This is a genomic window from Vibrio furnissii CIP 102972, assembly GCF_000176175.1.
GTDB classification, from domain to species: Bacteria; Pseudomonadota; Gammaproteobacteria; order Enterobacterales; family Vibrionaceae; genus Vibrio; species Vibrio furnissii.
The window spans coordinates 634,639-653,227 of sequence record NZ_ACZP01000014.1; the positions used below are offsets into that span (position 1 = coordinate 634,639).

Sequence of the window (18,589 nt, forward strand, 5' to 3'; positions counted from 1 at the left end):
ATTTGCCACTATACTTACCTAGATGGACGTAAGGAGTGGCAATGATGGATTTTGTCGACATGATGCGTTTACGCGGCCAAGCCGCAGAGAACATTTATTTTGCTCAGCGCGAGCGTGAATTGATTGACGCACTGCACGCTCATCCTGAGCGCTTGCACCAATCACCGCCCGATTTAGACTGTCCCTTAACGGACGCAGGCGATCAGTCAGACCGCGCTCAAGATTGATGACGTAGATGCTGCCACTGCGGGTGGCGCGTCAAATAGTGATCCACGTAGCTGCACTGCGGCACGATGGTCAAACCTTGCTGCTCAATCAGGGGCAACACCGCTTCCATCATCACTTTGCCATACCCTTTGCCTTGTAAACGCTCTGGCACGCGCGTGGACGTAATCGTCATGACGCCAGGCGCCAATTCATAGTGTACCAGCGCATACTCGTCCCCTTCCAAATGCACTTTGAAGCATTGCTGTTGTGCATCTTGTATCACTTGTTCTTTCATTCTCACTCCAAATTTGATAATTAACTCAAATAAATTATGGCAAAACTGAATTGAAACTCGCCGTATGTAGTCATAAAATCGCTGAATCTGCAGGAAAAACAAAAAATAAAGCAGTACGTTATACGGAGAGAGACATGCGTTCACAGTCAGTGGCTACTCAGCACGACCCCAGCGGTTCCAAGGTGAGCTCGCGCCACAAAACTATTTCGACCCTCAATAGCACCGACGCTTTGGCGATGGTCGAACACGGCAGTGAACTGACACTGAGCATTACCACTCCCGTCGGCACCAAATTTATCTGCAAAACGCCATTCATCGGCACCCACTCTGACACCTACCTGCTGATTGAAATGCCACAGGTCTCGAGCGAAGACCTCACCTACTTCTTTCAAGAGGGCTTTTGGATTAACGTCCGTGCGATTTCACCTCGCGGTGAAGGGGCAATGATTCATTTCCGCAGTCAGCTTTTACATATCATGCACGAACCGATCACCTTGGCAATGCTTTCCATTCCAAACACCATGCAAGTCACGCAACTACGCAAAGAGCCGCGTTATGAAGTGAACTTGTCGGGTAAAGTGAATCAAGGCGAGCGTAAATCGGAATGTGAAGTGCGCGATCTGTCGAAAAGTGGTTGTCGATTTATTACGGCGCCGCTCGGCCGTTCGTACCAAGTGGGTGATCAGGTTTCGATTGAAATCTTCGCCGACAAACGTGGCAGCAAAATTTTCGACCCCTTGGTTGGGCGCATCTGTAACTTACAGCGCTCCATTCATTACGCGCGCTACGGGTTGGAGTTTACCGATCAAGGCAAAACCAACGCCAAAAATCTGCTCGGTCAATTGAAGTTCAACGGCACTAAACTGACGCTGAACGTGGAATAACACCGCGCCTTTCGCCGCGTTCGGCAACTGTGAATCATAAAAAAGGCTCTGCATTGCAGAGCCTTTTGGTTCGTGTTGGGTTAGCCGATAAACGAGATGTAACCTTGTAAAATAATCAGATTCACGATGTCGATGAAGAACGCGCCCACAATAGGCACCACCATGAAGGCCTGTGGCGACGGGCCGTAACGGTTCACCAGCGATCCCATGTTCATCACTGCGGTCGGTGTGGCCCCCAAGCCAAAACCGCAGTGGCCGCCAGAAATCACCGCCGCATCGTAGTTCGACCCCATCACTTTAAAAGTCACGAAGTAAGCAAAAATACCCAGCACGACCGACTGAACGGCCAAGATCACCAGGAAAGGGATGGCCAAATCAAAAATGTTCCACAGCTTCAGGCTCATCAATGCCATCGCCAAAAAGAGTGACAACGACACGGTGCCGAGAATATCGACCGTGTCCGTATCCAGCTTGTGCACCTTGGTCACTTGCAACAGGTTGGTGATGAACACGCCAATAAACAGCGCGTAGACGAAATCTGGAATCATTAACCAACTGATATGAAATGACTCGACCCATCCTTCCAGATACTGCGCGCCGGTGACACAAATCAGCAGCACAAACAGCACTTCAATCACCTTCTTCGAGGTCACTTTGTCTTCTTCGTACTCGTTGTATGTCACCAACTCAGGGAAGCGGCTGTGCGCCTGCGTGCCGCGCCCATATTCCGATTCAAAGTTGTGCTTGTCGATCAGCTTTTTCGCCACTGGGCTGCCAATCAAACCGCCCACAATCAAGCCGAAGGTGGCCGATGCCATGGCGATTTCCAGTGAATGGTCTAACCCGTAGTTTTCACTGAACGTTTGCGACCAAGCCGCGCCCGTGCCGTGACCACCCGATAACGTAATGGAACCGGCGATCAGGCCCATCAACGGATCTAGCCCCAATGCGGTCGCGAGCGTCACACCCACGCCGTTTTGAATGATGATAAAGAACGATGCAACGGCCAGGAACACCAGCACTTTCGCGCCACCTTTCACCAGTTGTGTGTAGTTCGCGGCCAATCCCACCGTGCTGAAAAACATCAGCATAAACGTGTTCTGCAGCGGTAAAGAGAATTCCAACTCAATGCCATTGAAATGCAGCACGGTAATCAAAATGGCGACAATCAAACCGCCAACGATGGGCTCAGGAATGTTGAATTTGGTTAAAACCGGCAGTTTGGCGTTAATAAAATGCCCCAAAAATAACACGCTAATGGCGATCAGGAATGATTCCAGCGTGCCGACGGAGATAATGTGATTCATATAACCTCAAATGTATATCCACACTCATCTTCCTTAATGAGCTACAAGCGATGGCAACCTGCGCCATGCTCTGATAAACGACCATACCCGTGTCGTCGAAAGAAACCTCTTAGGTGTGACTTTACGTCACGTCTCTGTGTCAATGTTGAAATGAGAACTTGTTCACTGAGCTAAATGAGTCAGTGTGAGGAGGTGAAGGGAGACATAATACCTAACCAGAAAAAAAAGAGCCAATCGCAAAACGGCGATTGGCTTATGTATGATGTGAACAAGTATCTATTCACTAACAACGTCAGTTGGCTAGGTGACCCTCGGCTTTAAGAAGGGTCGAAATGAATTATGCATTAACCGTGCCATCTTGAAAAGCGCTATTTTGGGCGGGAAAGCACAAATTCTGATAAAACACCGACAATATTTTTGCATTTTACGAATTGCAATTTGCAATTCGGCGCATTCTGATACTCAACCGCATGCTGAGCAACCTTGTATTAAATTTTTGCCAATCCTCATTGTTCGATCGGATTCAGCGGCCATTTTTCGGTATAATCCCCGCTTCAGTTGGTCCCAATTAAGGTTTTCAATGAATTACTTGAGTACGTTTTTGAAAGGCATCGCGATGGGCGCCGCAGACGTCGTTCCGGGCGTGTCTGGCGGTACGATTGCTTTCATCACGGGTGTGTATGACACGCTGCTGGAAAGCATTCGTCGTATCAACCCAAGCCTGCTTCGCTTGTGGAAACAGGAAGGATTCGCCGCCGCGTTTCGTCACATCAATGGTGGTTTTCTGATTGCGCTGTTTGGCGGCATATTCACCAGCATTCTCACCCTCGCTAAGCTGATCTCGTGGCTACTGGTGACGCACCCGATTCCTATCTGGTCGTTTTTCTTTGGTTTGATTCTGGTGTCGGTGTACCACATCCTCAAACAGATTGAGCACAGGACATTATCTCGCTGGGCCTTTCTCATACTCGGAGTGGCTTTTGCCTACGCAATCACGGTGTTAAAACCGCTGAACATGGAATTTACCAGCCTGAACATTCTTATTGCGGGCGGCATTGCCATCTGCGCGATGATCCTGCCCGGCATTTCAGGCAGCTTCATTCTCCTGCTGATAGGCATGTACACGCCGGTCCTTGGCGCGGTGAAATCTTTACAAATCGATGTGCTGAGCCTGTTTCTACTGGGCTGTGTGATTGGTTTGCTGAGTTTTTCTCATGTGCTGTCTTGGCTACTCAAGCACTACCGCGACGTGACGCTGGCATTCCTAACGGGCCTCATGCTGGGCACGCTGCCGAAGATCTGGCCGTGGAAAGAGACCATTAGCTGGCGCGTGAACTCACACGGCGAACAAGTGCCGTTGGTTGAACATAACCTGAGCCCATTTAATTTTGAGGCCGTGACGTCACAACCGGCTCACCTCGGCATCGCCATTGTGTTGATGCTGTGTGCCATCCTGCTGGTGCTGGGGCTGGAACGATTTGCCAAAACGCACGACGTCTAATACGTGTATCACTCAATCTCAGGTGGCTTCGGCCACCTTTTTTGTTTGCATGACTGCCAGCACAGTTTTCTCGTTCGCTCACAACCGCTGATCATCCCTTGTGCTACCATGCCGCTTTCTTGATTCCGAGCCGATGGTCGCTCGAAACCCTTTGAACGCAGCCCAATGCTGCGGCGTGATGAGGAAGATCTATGCGCAGAGCATTTCGTTTGATGGTGGTGATTGCCGCACTGCTAGCCGGCTTTTTCGCCAACGACCTGATTGGTTATTTTCAGGCTGACTCACCTCCCAAAGACCTGAGTCGCTATTGTACGCTCTCAACGCAGCGCTGCGATCAAAACGGCGTGGGCATGACACTCGCTCACGATACCGCTCATCCATTGGTCGCAACACCGCTTGAAGTCGATTGGCCCAACGCCGCGCAAGACACCTTGCTGTTAACCCTAGAAGGACTTGAAATGGATATGGGTCAAACCAAGTTTGTCTTGAAACGCCGTGGCGATGGACGTTTCGGCGCTGATTTGATGTTGCCGGTCTGCACCACCGCCCACATGACTTGGGTTGGCACTCTGACCGATGGACATACCACAGTTTATCCCGCGATAAGGATGCAACGATGAGTAAAAACTGGTCCCTGATTCTGGTGGTCGCGTTCGTACTTGGCTTTGGTTTCAAAAGCTACCTTGACGCGCAACCTGAGCCGACGAACCTCGCCGATTCATCCACGGTCACCCTGTTCGGCCAAGACAACCAAGCCGTGAATATCTTTGACGCCAGCGATCCACGCATTCGCATTGTCTATTTTGGCTTTACCCGTTGCCCGGATGTGTGCCCAACGTCTCTGGCCATGCTGGCTGGCGCGCTCAATGAACTGGATGCCGACACGCAAAGCCAAGTGCGCCCGATGTTTGTGTCACTCGATCCGGAACGGGACAATGCACAAGCGTCGGCGACCTACGCGCACTATTTCCACCCCATGATTGAAGGTTTGTCAGCGCCCTTAGACGTGACCACCGCACTGGCTCACCGCTACGGCGTGATTTTCCGCAAAACCGAATTGCCGAACTCTGAGTTGAAATACACCTTGGATCACAGCTCCTATTTTTACTTCCTTCAACCAGACGGCACGCTTATCACCAAAGTACCGCATACCCAAAACCCAGCTCCGATCGTGGATGCAATTAAAAAAACAATAAATACATCAAAAGGATAGTGACATGAAATTGAAAGCTGTTGTGTTGGCCAGTCTGCTTCTCAGCCCGCTGAGTTACGCCCAATCCGACGTCATGGTGCATCACCCGTATGCACGCGCCACACCGCCCAATGCGCCCACCAGCGCAGTCTTTGCTGAACTCTCCAACACTGGCGACCACGCGCGCTACATTGTGGCAGCCTCAACGCCAGCAGCCGGAAAAGTGGAATTGCACGATGTGCTCAAAGACGGAGACGTCATGAAAATGCGTCAAGTGGAAGCCTTCACCCTGCCTGCGCACGGTTCACTGACGCTACAACCGGGCAGTTTTCACATCATGCTGTTCGACCTGAAACAACCGTTCCACGAAGGCGAAGCCATTGAGGTTCAACTGACATTTAAAAACGGGGAGCAACAGTCGTTTACTGCGCCAGTGAAAAAAGTCATGAACGGTATGCAACATCACTGATGTTTGGCACAACCTTATCAACCTGTGGCGAAAGTCGCAGCCTGATCAAAAAGAGATGGGATTCCCCATCTCTTTTGCTATGATGTCTGCGCATTCAGCCCACTCAATATTTGGAGGATTTTAATGATTGTAATCACTCACCACCGCGCAAGTTCAGTGAAGAAAGCGTAACCCAATAGCTCACCTTTCCTTCCCTAGAATTGCCCGGTGTTCTTAACCGGGGTCACACAATACCATTTCGACCCTAGCGATATTTCATGCGTTCAAGGCAGCGTTTTTGCGTCTGTCTGGGGTAACCAAATGAGTTTAATCAATACACATACTCTCTCACTGCCACAGTTAGGGTGGCGACCTGTATTCCAACAACAACTGAGCTTGGAAGAGAGCGAACATACTGTTTTCGCCCGCATCGCCGCGCACCATCGCAGCGGTTATGTTTGCTGGAGCGAGCACGGAGAATTTCATCTCGACATTCACGCGAAACTTCCCGCGATGACGGTCGGCGATTGGATTTTGATCGATAGCAACCAGCAGTTTGTGCGCTTGTTAGACCGCCAATCGCTGTTTCGGCGCAAAGCAGCCGGCAGCCGCGCCTATGAGCAGTTGATAGCGGCCAACGTCGATACGTTGTTTATCGTCTCCTCGCTCAATCAGGACTTTAATCTCAGCCGCATCGAGCGTTATCTGGCGTTGGCACGAGAAGCCCAAGTTGAGCCAGTTATCGTGCTGACGAAAGCAGATTTATGCACCGATGGCGAAGCGAAGCGCCGCGACGTACAAGCGCTTAGCCCGCTGCTCAATGTCGAAACCATCAACGCACTCGACCACGACAGTTGCCAGGTGCTGCATGCATGGTGCAAAACCGGCAGTACGGTCGCCGTCATGGGCTCATCCGGCGTCGGGAAGTCGACGTTGGTCAACACCTTGATGGGCGAAACCATCCAGAGCACCGGTGGCATTCGCGAACAAGACAGCAAAGGACGTCACACCACCACCGCACGCTTCTTGTTACCGATGCCGGAGGGCGCACTGTTGCTCGATACACCGGGCATGCGTGAGCTGCAAATTGCTGATTGTGAACACGGTGTTGCAGAAACCTTTGCCGATGTCGCATCACTCGCGCAGCAGTGCCGCTTCGGTGATTGCCAACACCAGTCTGAACCGGGATGCGCCGTTCAGCGCGCGCTCGAAACCGGAGAATTGGATGCGAGACGATTGAGAAATTATCAGAAATTACTCGCAGAACAGCTCTATAACAGCGAGACCATTGCCGAGCGGCACGCAAGACATCGCCGCTTCAGCAAAATGGTTCGTCATGCACAGATAATCAAGCAGTCATAAAAACTGCGTATTAACCCAATAGAGGGTGAATGTTCGCCCTCTATTTTCAAACCCATTCGCTACATATTTTTAACATCAACTCTAAAATGCGTTGCATTTCAACATATCTGGTAATTTTTTGTTCTAATTATCAATTAATCCTAGACACATTATCCCGTCACGTTAATATTGGCCTTATTCAGTGATATCCACTGAAATAACTACAAATCGAATCATATATTCATTACAGGGATAACTATGCAAAGCAACAATATTTTTGCCCGTTTTGCTCGTGGTAACCTCGTGCTGCAGATCCTAGCCGGTATCATTCTTGGTGCTGTGCTGGCGGTTGCCGCGCCGGATACTGCGCAAAGTGCTGGGCTACTCGGAAGCCTTTTCGTGGGTGCACTCAAAGCAGTCGCACCAATTCTGGTCTTTATTCTGGTGGCGGCGTCTATCGCCAACCAAAAGAAAAACCAACACACTTACATGCGTCCTATCGTCGTACTCTACCTTTTTGGCACCTTTACCGCTGCGCTGACTGCCGTGGTACTGAGCTTCCTGTTCCCGACGACCCTGACGTTAGTTGCTGGTGCTGAAGGCGCAACGCCGCCTCAAGGCATCGCAGAAGTTCTGCAAACCCTGCTGTTCAAACTGGTTGATAACCCAGTGAACGCGCTGATGTCTGCCAACTACATCGGTATTCTGGCGTGGGCGGTCGGCCTAGGTTTGGCACTACACCATGCATCTGCGACCACCAAAGCCGTGTTCGAAGATCTAAGCCACGGCGTTTCACAAATCGTGCGTTTCATCATTCGTTTGGCGCCATTTGGTATCTTCGGCTTGGTTGCATCAACCTTTGCAACCACCGGTTTTGATGCACTGGCTGGCTACGCGCAACTGCTTGCGGTCCTACTGGGCGCGATGGCGATCATTGCACTGGTCGTGAACCCAATCATTGTTTATGTCAAAACACGCACCAACCCATACCCATTGGTTTTCCAATGCCTACGTGAAAGTGGCGTCACGGCATTCTTCACCCGTTCAAGTGCGGCGAACATTCCTGTGAACATGGCGCTGTGTGAAAAACTGAAGCTGGATGAAGACACGTATTCCGTATCTATCCCTCTGGGTGCAACCATCAACATGGCAGGCGCAGCAATTACCATCACCGTACTGACGCTGGCGGCGGTTCACACCATGGGCATTCAAATCGACCTGCTGACTGCACTGCTCCTGAGCGTGGTAGCGGCAGTCTCTGCGTGTGGCGCATCGGGCGTTGCGGGTGGCTCTCTCCTGCTGATTCCACTGGCGTGTGGCCTGTTTGGTATTTCAAACGACGTGGCGATGCAAGTCGTGGCGGTTGGCTTTATTATCGGTGTGATTCAGGACTCAGCAGAAACCGCGCTGAACAGCTCAACCGACGTGGTGTTTACGGCAGCCGTTTGCCAATCACAACACAAACCTTCCGCTTAAGCGCGTCTTAGGCGATCAAAAAAGCCCCGACATGTCGGGGCTTTTTTTGTCTCTGGTGGTTCGTATCAGGCCATCAGTGTTTATCCATCGAGGTCTGCGAGAAGTTTAACGGCGCGGGTTTCTCTTCCGTCGGCTGAGCGGCTGGCTCTGCCATCATGCCGCCATCCAACTCATCGAAAATGCCATCACTGGTGCTATCAGCAATCTCATCATCTTGCATCGATTCCCCTTTTTTCGGCACCGGCACGCCCCGTTTGTAGAGCTTGTTCAGCGCGCGAATAATCGCGTGTTTACTGACCGTCCCCGAACGAATTTTTTGTTGCAGAGGTTTCGCCAGCGATTGCAGCCCGACCACTGAATCCACGCCGATGCGCCCGCCCACTTGGTCGCGTAGCACTTTCGCGGGCTCGTAACCAAAGTAAGCCGAAAGAAACAGCCAGATGTAGGCAATCGCATTGCCATTGGCCCCGCGATCAATCCACGCTTCACCGGCGCAGTACATCGCTTCTGCATACCCTTTCTCACTGGCGCGTTCGAGCCAGTACACCCCTTTGAGGAAATCTGCCGCGACGCCCACACCTTTGATGTAGTTGATGCCCAGCTTCATCATGCCTTCCAAGCTGTTGAGTTTTGCAGCTTTGGAATACCAATAGGTCGAATCGCCCGGCGCTGGCGCGATGTTGTCTTTGGAGACACACCAGTCGCCCATAAACATCATGGCATCGATGTATTTGTCTTCTGCCGCATCTTGAATCATGGCAATGCCTTTCGACACATCCACTTCAATCCCACGGCCATACACCAACGCACGACCCGTTTCATACTTCGCCGCCAGATCCCCTTCCTGACCCTGAATGCAGTTCTGCCAGAATTTGGCTTTTTCCTTGAGGATCACATCATCACGAATCCGTTGGCAAATGCGCACAATCCCGTACATGCCGGTAATGTTGTCGTTATGTGCTGCTTTTTCGTACCAGAATAGCGCTTCTCGAAGGTTGGTCCGCTCGGCTTCTTTGGCCAGGTAAAGCATCGTCGGCACATGACCGGATTCCGCCTTGTACAGACGCTCTTTACGTTCTTGATCGCGCTGGCGTTCCAGTGCTTTGCGATAGGCTTCTTCGCGGGCTTTCTTTTCCGCTTCGAGTCTCTTCTTGCGAACAGACAGCGAAATCATCCACACAAATATCAGAATCAGTGACAACCCTGTTGCCCCGATCGCAATCCCAATAGTATTCATCAAATAAGGTTCTTAACTCAGTCTTTGTGACTGTATCGGCTGAAATAGCAAAAACTTAATTCTCACCAGACGTTACAGTTTGTCTCCAGATAAAAACAATAGTACCGCACTCCTGACGAAGTGCGGTACTTACAAAATCGTTCGCAACAAGAATTGTGCTACACGGCGCGTTTCAATCAGACAGGCTTATTGCGCCGATTTACGGTTCACCGCTTTGACAAAGACTTCTTGTGCCCCTTCAATCCCCAACGCTTTGGCTTCATCCAACAAGCTCAGTGCTTTCGGAATATCGTTGGCGGCCACCGCTTTTTCGATGGTTGAGAAGTAATAGGCTTTGGTGTCTGGTTGCACCGTCACAGGTTGCACCGGCACGTTGCTCTTTAGATGCGCTGACGCAAAGCCACCAACCATGGTTTTAGTCTCTACCTTGAGCTCAAGTTGACCACTGGATGAGGTTGCATAAGTCGGGTCAGTGACGATAGGCAGTGGATCACCCGATTGCTCGGCGCGTAGCTTCGCTGGATGAGGAACGGTGACTTTTTCACCCAATGCATTGGTCTCGCTATAAATCACGAGATAAGGCGTTTGTTTTGCATTCACGCTGAGCTCGATTTCAAATCGGTTGCGGGAAAGCGCATCAGAAAAAAGGGTTTTAAATTGATCCGAGGAGATCGTGCGCACAACGTTAAAGCTGGTATCTAGCAACTGAACGGCAGGTTTCAGTACGCGTCCCTCTTGCATCACACTACGAATACGAACGTCAACATTGCCGGAGCGATCAGCAAACTGAAACGCAGCAAAGTAGCTTTTGCCCGTATCAAACTGCCATACTGGTGAACTGGCATCTAAACCAAAGTTCAAATCTTCGTTGAGTTCTAATGCCGCCCAAGGCGCGCCACTCAGGGACTCACAACAAACATCCGTCTGATTTACATCTACGTAACTATTAGGTTCGTTCGATGATGTACAGCCCATCAAACCAGCAACACTCAGAGCGAGTACCCACATTTTCTTCATTGATCGAATCCTATATCAAAACAAAAGGCAGTCTGATGACTGCCTTCAAATAGTAACAGTAAATTAGACTAACAACTTAGAACCAAATCTCGGCTTCAACACCAAAGCGAGTTTCGTCGCCTTTTGCATCGTTGCTCCAACCGTAGTTATCTTCACTTGATTTCATGTAAGTAACGTAAGGTTTGATTTGTGGACGACCAAAGTAATCCGCGTTCACAGTGAATACTGGTGCAATCGTCGCGGTGTAGAAACTGGTGTCTGCTTTTTCACGACCCCAATCCGAACCGTTACCCAAGCTTTCTACTGCGTAAGTCAGCGTGGTTTCTAGACGGAAGTTCTCGTTGAATTTGTACGATGGTGTCGCACCAAAGAAGAAACGATCTACGCCATCCTCAGAACCCCAAACTTGGTCTTTCGTGTCGTTGTACAGTTTCCAGTACACCAACTCGGTACCAATTTGTAGGTTATCGGTCACGTTCAGAACACCGTAAGAGGTCAAGAAAATAGACTCATCGTCTTTATCCCAACCGCCGTTCCATTGACCAAAGTTCACACCTTTAGTTGACGCAATACCTGAACCGTAAGTCAGTGCTGTGGTTGTCCAACCATCCAGACCGTAGTAGTCACGAGAATAAGTTACAGCCAGACCGTAGCCATCTTTCGCCGTGCTATCTTCGTCTACGTTTTTACGCGACATGATTTTCGCGTCAAAGTCAAAGCGGCCGCTCAGCGCTTCCACACCGTAGTAGTACAGGTCAACCGAGGTCAATGTAGTACTGCTGCCATTGGCGTCAACATTGCCCAGTTTTGAGTTGTAGCTATCACCAGCATCTGCTGAGACAACAGCAATACCCATATCTTTGTACTGAATACCGCCACCAACACCAGAAGATTGTTTCCAGAATTCTTTAGTAATGATACCAGCTTGACGGTTTAGGTAACGTTTACCAGCCCAAATGCTCAAGCCTTCTGGGAAGTAAGAAAGATCGCCCAGTTCAACGTAAGCTTCTTTAAACTCAAGTTGACCTGATTCACCAAAACCTTCACTACCTGAAGATGAAGTATAGAAACCACGGCCGCTACCTTCGTTGTTGCCGTATTCAGTCTTCAGAACGTATTTAGACCAAGCGCCATTGTCGTAGTTATCACCACGAGTGACCGTAAATTCAACTTGGTTTGGGTTACCAGAAAATGAAGCACCAGCCGCACGGTAATCGCGACGATGTTCATACGATTCATTTAGGGCTAAAGATTGACCTGCGTTATACAGTAAATGGCCGTATCCATTAATTTGCCAACCTTGATTTACTTTGTCTTCAGCAAAGCTGGAGCCAGCAGCCAAAGACGCAACCACTGCGGCAGCAATTACACTTACTTTTCTCATTATAAACTCCATTTAGGGTGTATTAATCTCGCCCTCTCTCTCTGTTTCATCCTAAAAGGCAGAAATAAGATACTGTCAAAAAGAGAGGTAAGATGGGACGAATCCCCAGTTGTTTCAACACTGTTAAGACTACTGAAATTGGGCAATGCTGACTTCCTCCACCCCTAAAATATTGGGGGGGGATGAGAAAGGCGTAGATATTTTACCGTATGGTGTTTTTAAAGCCTCGATCACGGATTCGAGGGGGAGGCGCTTGTTCACTTCCGAGCATATGGAATACAAAATGCATAATTGATCACTATTTCAACGCAATAACGTCATAAAAATGAAAGAAAATTACATGAAAAATTTTGTGACAGGGCTCTTGACCTAAGTCGGGCAAAGCCTTTTACTTAAAACGGTGGTTACTGCTGACTCAATAACAAAAACGACTGCTTACGATGAAAACAACCTGCTCTCGCCCGTACCCTTTAGGTGCAACACTTGATCCAAATGGATGCAATTTTGCTGTGTATGCACCAGCAAATAAGGACCTGCTTTTGGCGCTGTTTCATGCCGATGGCAGTTATGAAACTCACCCGCTCGACGGGGAATATGCCGGTATTCAGCACACCTACATTGAAGGCGTGAAAGCTGGGCAAAAATACGGATTTATCATTCATCACCAAGATGAACTGCTGTACCTGTCCGATCCGTATGCGAAAGCATTGGATCAAAGCCTGACTTATGACGTTCCGTTTGATGCGGCCAGTAGTTTTGACCTCGCAAAATGCGTGGTGATCGACCCTGAATTTGATTGGCAAGACACGCCAAAACCCCTGCGTCCACGGGAAGAGATGGTGCTGTTTGAAACCCACGTAAAAGGTGTCACGAAGAAAAACCCGGATGTCGACGACGCACTGCAAGGCACTTACCTTGGCTTGGTGAGCGAATCGATGTTGGCGTTTTATCGTGAGCAGCACATCAACACGCTGCAATTGCTGCCAATCGCGGCCTGTATGCACGAACCGCATCTGCTGGAAATGGGCAAGGTGAACTATTGGGGTTACAACCCGTATGTGTTCATGGCCCCCGATCCACGTTATGCGCAACACGATGCGGTCACGGAACTCAAAACCACCATTCGTGAGCTGCACAAACAGGGCATCGAAGTGATTCTGGATGTGGTCTACAACCACACCGCCGAAGGCGGGGAAGATGGGCCAATTTTCAACCTGAAAGCGCTCGATCCACACTATTACCTGCAACATGGATCCCATTTCGCCAATTTTACCGGCTGTGGGAACACGCTCGATTTGTCTTACCAAGCGTCGTTAAACTTGGTGATGGACACCTTGCGTTACTGGGTGAGTGAATATCACATCGATGGTTTCCGTTTTGATTTGGCGGCAACATTGGGCCGAATCGGTGACGATTTCAGCCAAGACGCGGCGTTCTTTAAAGCCGTGGCACAAGACCCGGTGCTGCGTCAGGTGAAGCTGATTGCCGAACCTTGGGACATTGGCCCGAACGGGTATCAAGTGGGCAACTTCCCGTTTGGTTGGAACGAAACCAACGACAAATTGCGCGACATCACACGCAGCTTCTGGCGCGGTGATCAAGGCTATTTAAAAGAGTTTGCCACACGCTTAATGGGCTCACGCGATCTCTACAGCGCAGCGAACTGGCCGTACAAACTGACGGTCAACTACATCACCTACCACGACGGTTTCACGCTGCAAGATTTGGTGTCGTACAAGCACAAACACAACGAAGCCAATGGTGAGCAAAATCGCGACGGTCACGGTGACAACCGCTCCGACAACTACGGTGTGGAAGGGGAAACCGACAACATGGTGGTGCGCACCATTCGCGAACGCCAAAAGCGCAACTTCATGGCCAGTTTGTTGTTTGCGTTCGGTATTCCGCACATTCTCACCGCCGATGTGCTCTCACACACGCAGCAAGGCAATAACAACGCCTACTGTCAGGACAACGACATCAGTTGGCTGGATTGGAGCACATCAGAGCGTAAATCCGACTTCAAAACCTGGCTGGCAGAGATGGTCGCGGCACGTCAAACGTACATGGTGCCGTTTATTCGCGCCTTCAGTGGCGAAGAGCGGAACTTCAACCGCATTTTCTGGCGCCGTGTCGACGGCAGCTTGATGGAGCATGACGATTGGAACCGCTTGTGTTCCGTGGCGCTGCACATTGGGATTGGTGAAGATGGCCAAGAGCTGTTGTATCTGATCAACCAAACCAACGCGCCCGCGCGTTTTACCTTGCCCAATGATCGAGCGCAGGATTGGCACGTGATCTGTGATACCAACATGCGCAACATGCAACCGGATCATGCCGAAGGCGAAGTGCTGCAATTGCCAGTCTCGATGACCATTTTGCATTATCAGCCGAAGAAAAAATGCCGCGCCCGCCCGGCCAAAGGAACCGCGTAATCAGACAAAACACCGCATCCGCGGTGTTTTTTTATGCTGCCGTAGCCACACGGTTTACCGTGTTGTCATCGAATCTCAATTCCAATGCGCATATTTTCATCAGTTCAGGTTATACTAGCCACAGCTCGCGAAACAATCAGTTGCATATTTAAGTGGCCGCATTGCTTTCGCCATTTACCCGTTCACCTCACATCAACCCCAACAACGCGCGTTCGTGCCCGGGCTCATCGCCCCCTGCGGTGGCTTTCGGTCAAGACAACCGCCTTGGCGCAGCAAAGCCATGGCACGAATCAACACCATCACACGTACAAAGAACGGGACACCATAAAGGATGCTGCATGTATAAGAAGTTTGAAAGCTTTACCAAGGCTTTCCCCCAAGATGAACCCCAGCGCCCACCCAACACGCTGTGGGCATTCTGCCGTCACTACACCAAAGGGTACGAGAAGCCGCTGTTGATCATGGCGCTGCTCAGCACCACCATTGCCATCATCGAAGTGTCGTTGTTTGGTTTTATGGGCCAACTGGTCGACTGGCTCTCCACCAGCAACCCGGACACGTTTCTCGAAGAGAACCGGAACACGTTGATTGGGCTGTCATTGCTGCTGTTGGTGGGGATGCCGGTACTGGTGTCGATCTACTCGTTACTGATCCACCAAACCATGCTTGGCAACTATCCGATGTCGATTCGCTGGTTGGCACACCGCTACCTGCTGCGACAAAGTTTGTCGTTCTATCAGGATGAATTTGCCGGACGCATCGCCACCAAAGTGATGCAAACTGCGCTGTCTGTGCGCGAAACGGTGATGAAAACCCTGGATGTCTTCGTTTATGTCGCGGTCTATTTCACCGCCATGGTGGTGATGCTGGCGCAAGCGGATTGGCGTTTGATGATGCCCATGCTGCTGTGGCTCGCGGCCTATATTGCGATTCAAGTGCGCTTTGTGCCGAAGCTCAAACAAGTGTCGGCAGAACAAGCCGATGCGCGCTCGTTAATGACGGGCCGCATTGTCGACAGTTACACCAATATTGCGACCGTGAAACTATTCTCGCACAGTCGCCGAGAAACCGACTACGCCGAAGAAGGCATGGAAAGCTTTCTCGATACCGTGTACCGCCAAATGCGCTTAGTGACTGGGTTTAACATCTGGGTCGAAGTGGCGAACTACCTCTTGGTATTCACCATTGCGGCGATGTCGATTTATTTGTGGATGACCAGTGCGATCACCATTGGTGCGATTGCGATTGCCATCAGTTTAGCGCTGCGTATCAACGGCATGTCGAAATGGATCATGTGGGAAGTCGGCGGCCTGTTTGAAAACATGGGCACCGTGGTCGATGGCATGAACATGCTCTCCAAGCCGATCACCATTCAAGACCAACCTAACGCCAAAGCGCTGCAAGTGACCACTGGCGCGATTGAATTTGAGGACGTCAGTTTCCACTACGGTGAAAACAAAGGGGTCATCAACCACCTGAATTTGACCATCCACCCCGGCGAAAAAGTGGGGCTGGTTGGCCGTTCCGGTGCGGGTAAATCGACGCTGGTCAATCTGCTGCTGCGTTTTCATGACGTGGAAAGCGGCACCATTCGCATTGATGGCCAAGACATCTCACAAGTGACTCAAGATTCACTGCGCAGTGAAATCGGCATGGTGACACAAGATACTTCGCTGCTGCACCGCTCAATTCGCGACAACATTTTGTACAGCAACCCCAATGCGTCGGAAGACGACGTGTTGCGCGCGACCAAGCAAGCACACGCGCACGAGTTTATCGAAACGCTGACCGACCCTTACGGCAACGTCGGGTACGATGCGCAAGTGGGGGAACGCGGCGTGAAACTGTCTGGCGGCCAACGCCAACGCATCGCGATTTCGCGCGTGCTGCTCAAAGATGCGCCGCTGCTGGTGCTGGATGAAGCGACCTCAGCGCTCGACTCTGAAGTCGAAGCGGCAATTCAAGAGAGCCTGAATGAGCTGATGCAAGGCAAAACCGTGATTGCGATTGCGCACCGTTTGTCGACCATCGCCGCCATGGACCGTTTGATCGTGCTCGACAAAGGCCAAATCGTCGAACAAGGCACGCACCAACAGCTGATCGACCAAAATGGCATCTACGCCCATTTGTGGGCGCATCAGACCGGTGGGTTTATTGGCTGCGACGACGACATCAACGTCGCCTAAACAAAATGCCGGAGCCTCGCTCCGGCTCTTTTCCCTGCGTGCAATTTCTCTTAAAATTCCGCTCACTTTTCTTTTAATCAACCTCAACGTTTTTGCTATGAACAAAAGTCTTATCACCAATGTGATTGCCTTGGCTCTGCTCGGCGCCGGTTATTCACTAGACAACACCTTTGCGTTTTACGCGGGTCTGTTTGCCTTCTCGGGCGCGATCACCAACTGGCTCGCGATCCACATGCTGTTTGAGAAAGTCCCGGGGCTGTATGGCTCGGGCGTTATCCCTGCGCGTTTTGAAGCGTTCAAAGCCGCCATCAAAACCCTGATGATGGAGCAGTTTTTCACTGAATCGAATATCGATCGTTTCTTAAACCAAGAGATGGTGGGCGACAAAACACTCAACTTGGAGCCGGTGATTGCCAAAGTGGATTTCAACCCCACATTTGATTCTTTGGTTGAGGTGATCAGCAACTCGTCGTTTGGCGGCATGTTGGCCATGTTTGGGGGTAGCGAAGCCCTGCAACCACTCAAGCAACCCTTTGTCGAGAAGATGCAAGAAGCCATGGTTGAGATGAGCCAAAGCGATAGTGTCAAATCCGCGCTGAAAGCGCAGTTAGAATCACCCGCGATGATGGGCGAGATTCAGGCCAATATCGAAAACATCATCGATCAACGCCTGAGTGAACTGACGCCCAAACTGGTCAAAGAGATGGTGCAGAAGATGATCAAAGAGCATTTGGGCTGGCTAGTGGTGTGGGGCGGCGTCTTCGGCGGCCTGATTGGCATCGCCTCGGCGTTCATTGCTTAATCCGCCCTGACGGAGTCTGTTCTCGCTTTTTCCGCATAAAAAATGGGCCTCAACGGCCCATTTTTTCATCTGGCTTGTGGCAACACTCGCCCGAGCAGTTTTTCCGCCAACGGATAGCGCCTTGGCACCACAAAATAGAGCACGCCCACCAGAATCGCCGCCCCCAGCAAATCAGCCGGACGATGCATCCCCAGCCACAATCGTGAGAAACCGATACTGGCGCTCCACATCAGCAACACCACCGCACTCGCGCGACGCTGCTGTTCTAACAAAATACCGCCAAAAAACGCCAAGCAGAGCGTGGCAAACACGGTATGACCCGATGGGAACGAATAGTCCGTTTCCTTCTTCCAGCTCTCGATGCGTGCCGGAGACACCTGATCGGCCATCTCATCCATCACCGCGAGTTGTTGCGATCTATCCAGCTTGTAGAAATGTTCCGGTGACGGCAAAATCAATGCCTGTGTCATCGCTTCCGTATACGGCCGCGGACTCTCCGTCATTTTCTTCAGGCCACTTTTCATTCCCACCGCCAGCACCAGCAGAATGCCCAGTTGTATCGCCTTATTGAGCCACTCGGCTTTCGTGGCGCGCACGCGCCAACCCGTCCAGAGCATCAAGAGGATCAGCGTGAGCAAAAACCCTTCCGGGCCCGCCGAGTGCGTCAACATCACCACTGCGCGCACGAGCGTTTCATTGGTGGGTTGCAGAAAATCCAGATTCATACACGCGGCCGAAATCGGCGCTAGAATCAATACAAACAGCAATAACAGTGCTAAACCGGATTTCCGATCGTCTAATCGTTGTTTCAAAAACATGTCCATTCACCTCGCCACAGAGCCGGCAAGTGTAATGCAGGGGGCGAGGCCATGTATCA

The 18,589-nt window shown here is 50.8% G+C and carries 17 protein-coding genes; 11 read left to right on the forward strand and 6 right to left on the reverse strand.

Annotated features, from left to right (window positions below):
* Positions 1-41: 41 nt before the first annotated feature.
* A complete protein-coding gene (locus VFA_RS13110) occupies positions 42-227 on the forward strand; it encodes a hypothetical protein (RefSeq protein WP_004727325.1) in 186 nt (61 codons plus the stop codon).
* Here the strand turns inward: VFA_RS13110 and VFA_RS13115 are convergent.
* Complete coding sequence (locus VFA_RS13115) at positions 218-502, reverse strand: GNAT family N-acetyltransferase (RefSeq protein ID WP_004727326.1); 285 nt, start codon at positions 500-502, stop codon at positions 218-220. The genes VFA_RS13110 and VFA_RS13115 overlap by 10 nt on opposite strands.
* 134 nt (positions 503-636) lie before the next feature.
* Here VFA_RS13115 and VFA_RS13120 point away from each other — a divergent pair, with 134 nt between their 5' ends.
* Positions 637-1,386 (forward strand): flagellar brake protein, encoded by a 750-nt coding sequence (locus VFA_RS13120; RefSeq protein ID WP_004727327.1) that lies wholly within the window; start codon positions 637-639, stop codon positions 1,384-1,386.
* Between the two features lie 80 nt (positions 1,387-1,466).
* Here the strand turns inward: VFA_RS13120 and gltS are convergent, their stop codons facing one another.
* Entirely contained in the window at positions 1,467-2,693 is a 1,227-nt protein-coding gene (gene gltS / locus VFA_RS13125; RefSeq protein ID WP_004727328.1) for a sodium/glutamate symporter, read from the reverse strand.
* Positions 2,694-3,273: 580 nt separating this feature from the next.
* Between gltS and VFA_RS13130 the strand changes: the two genes are divergently transcribed.
* The 6 genes from VFA_RS13130 to sstT all read left to right on the forward strand — a co-directional run bounded on the left by VFA_RS13130 (position 3,274) and on the right by sstT (position 8,651).
* Positions 3,274-4,194, forward strand: coding sequence for a polyprenyl-phosphate transporter (locus tag VFA_RS13130; RefSeq protein WP_004727329.1), 921 nt, complete (start codon positions 3,274-3,276; stop codon positions 4,192-4,194).
* 191 nt (positions 4,195-4,385) lie between these two features.
* Positions 4,386-4,814, forward strand: a complete 429-nt coding sequence (locus VFA_RS13135; RefSeq protein ID WP_004727330.1) for a hypothetical protein — start codon at positions 4,386-4,388, stop codon at positions 4,812-4,814.
* A complete protein-coding gene (locus VFA_RS13140; protein ID WP_004727331.1) occupies positions 4,811-5,407 on the forward strand; it encodes an SCO family protein in 597 nt (198 codons plus the stop codon). The genes VFA_RS13135 and VFA_RS13140 overlap by 4 nt, the downstream gene beginning before the upstream one ends.
* 4 nt (positions 5,408-5,411) lie before the next feature.
* On the forward strand, positions 5,412-5,855 hold the full coding sequence (locus VFA_RS13145; RefSeq protein ID WP_004727332.1) for a copper chaperone PCu(A)C: 444 nt from the start codon (positions 5,412-5,414) through the stop codon (positions 5,853-5,855).
* A 300-nt stretch (positions 5,856-6,155) separates the two neighbouring features.
* Positions 6,156-7,196: a ribosome small subunit-dependent GTPase A gene (gene rsgA, locus VFA_RS13150; protein WP_004727333.1), complete on the forward strand. Its 1,041-nt coding sequence runs from the start codon at positions 6,156-6,158 to the stop codon at positions 7,194-7,196.
* 237 nt (positions 7,197-7,433) lie between these two features.
* Positions 7,434-8,651, forward strand: a complete 1,218-nt coding sequence (gene sstT, locus VFA_RS13155) for a serine/threonine transporter SstT (protein WP_004727334.1) — start codon at positions 7,434-7,436, stop codon at positions 8,649-8,651.
* 73 nt (positions 8,652-8,724) lie between these two features.
* On the opposite strand, the gene VFA_RS13160 is transcribed toward sstT, so the two are convergent.
* The 3 genes from VFA_RS13160 to VFA_RS13170 form a co-directional block, all read right to left on the reverse strand.
* Positions 8,725-9,888 carry a tetratricopeptide repeat protein gene (locus VFA_RS13160; protein ID WP_004727335.1) on the reverse strand — a complete coding sequence of 388 codons (1,164 nt, stop codon included), beginning with the start codon at positions 9,886-9,888 and terminating at the stop codon, positions 8,725-8,727.
* 186 nt (positions 9,889-10,074) lie between these two features.
* The gene (locus VFA_RS13165; protein ID WP_004727336.1) at positions 10,075-10,905 is read right to left on the reverse strand and encodes a MalM family protein; all 831 of its coding nucleotides are present in this window, start codon (positions 10,903-10,905) and stop codon (positions 10,075-10,077) included.
* Between the two features lie 76 nt (positions 10,906-10,981).
* Entirely contained in the window at positions 10,982-12,289 is a 1,308-nt protein-coding gene (locus tag VFA_RS13170; protein ID WP_004727337.1) for a carbohydrate porin, read from the reverse strand.
* A gap of 440 nt (positions 12,290-12,729) precedes the next feature.
* On the opposite strand from VFA_RS13170, the gene glgX reads away from it, so the two are divergent.
* The 3 genes from glgX (at position 12,730) to VFA_RS13185 (ending at position 17,712) form a co-directional block, all read left to right on the forward strand.
* Positions 12,730-14,724 carry a glycogen debranching protein GlgX gene (gene glgX / locus VFA_RS13175; protein WP_038151754.1) on the forward strand — a complete coding sequence of 665 codons (1,995 nt, stop codon included), beginning with the start codon at positions 12,730-12,732 and terminating at the stop codon, positions 14,722-14,724.
* Positions 14,725-15,062: 338 nt separating this feature from the next.
* Positions 15,063-16,910: an ABC transporter ATP-binding protein gene (locus tag VFA_RS13180; protein ID WP_004727339.1), complete on the forward strand. Its 1,848-nt coding sequence runs from the start codon at positions 15,063-15,065 to the stop codon at positions 16,908-16,910.
* A gap of 97 nt (positions 16,911-17,007) precedes the next feature.
* On the forward strand, positions 17,008-17,712 hold the full coding sequence (locus VFA_RS13185) for a DUF445 domain-containing protein (protein WP_004727340.1): 705 nt from the start codon (positions 17,008-17,010) through the stop codon (positions 17,710-17,712).
* Between the two features lie 65 nt (positions 17,713-17,777).
* Here the strand turns inward: VFA_RS13185 and VFA_RS13190 are convergent, their stop codons facing one another.
* Positions 17,778-18,530, reverse strand: a complete 753-nt coding sequence (locus VFA_RS13190) for a phosphatase PAP2 family protein (protein ID WP_004727341.1) — start codon at positions 18,528-18,530, stop codon at positions 17,778-17,780.
* Between the last annotated feature and the right edge of the window lie 59 nt (positions 18,531-18,589).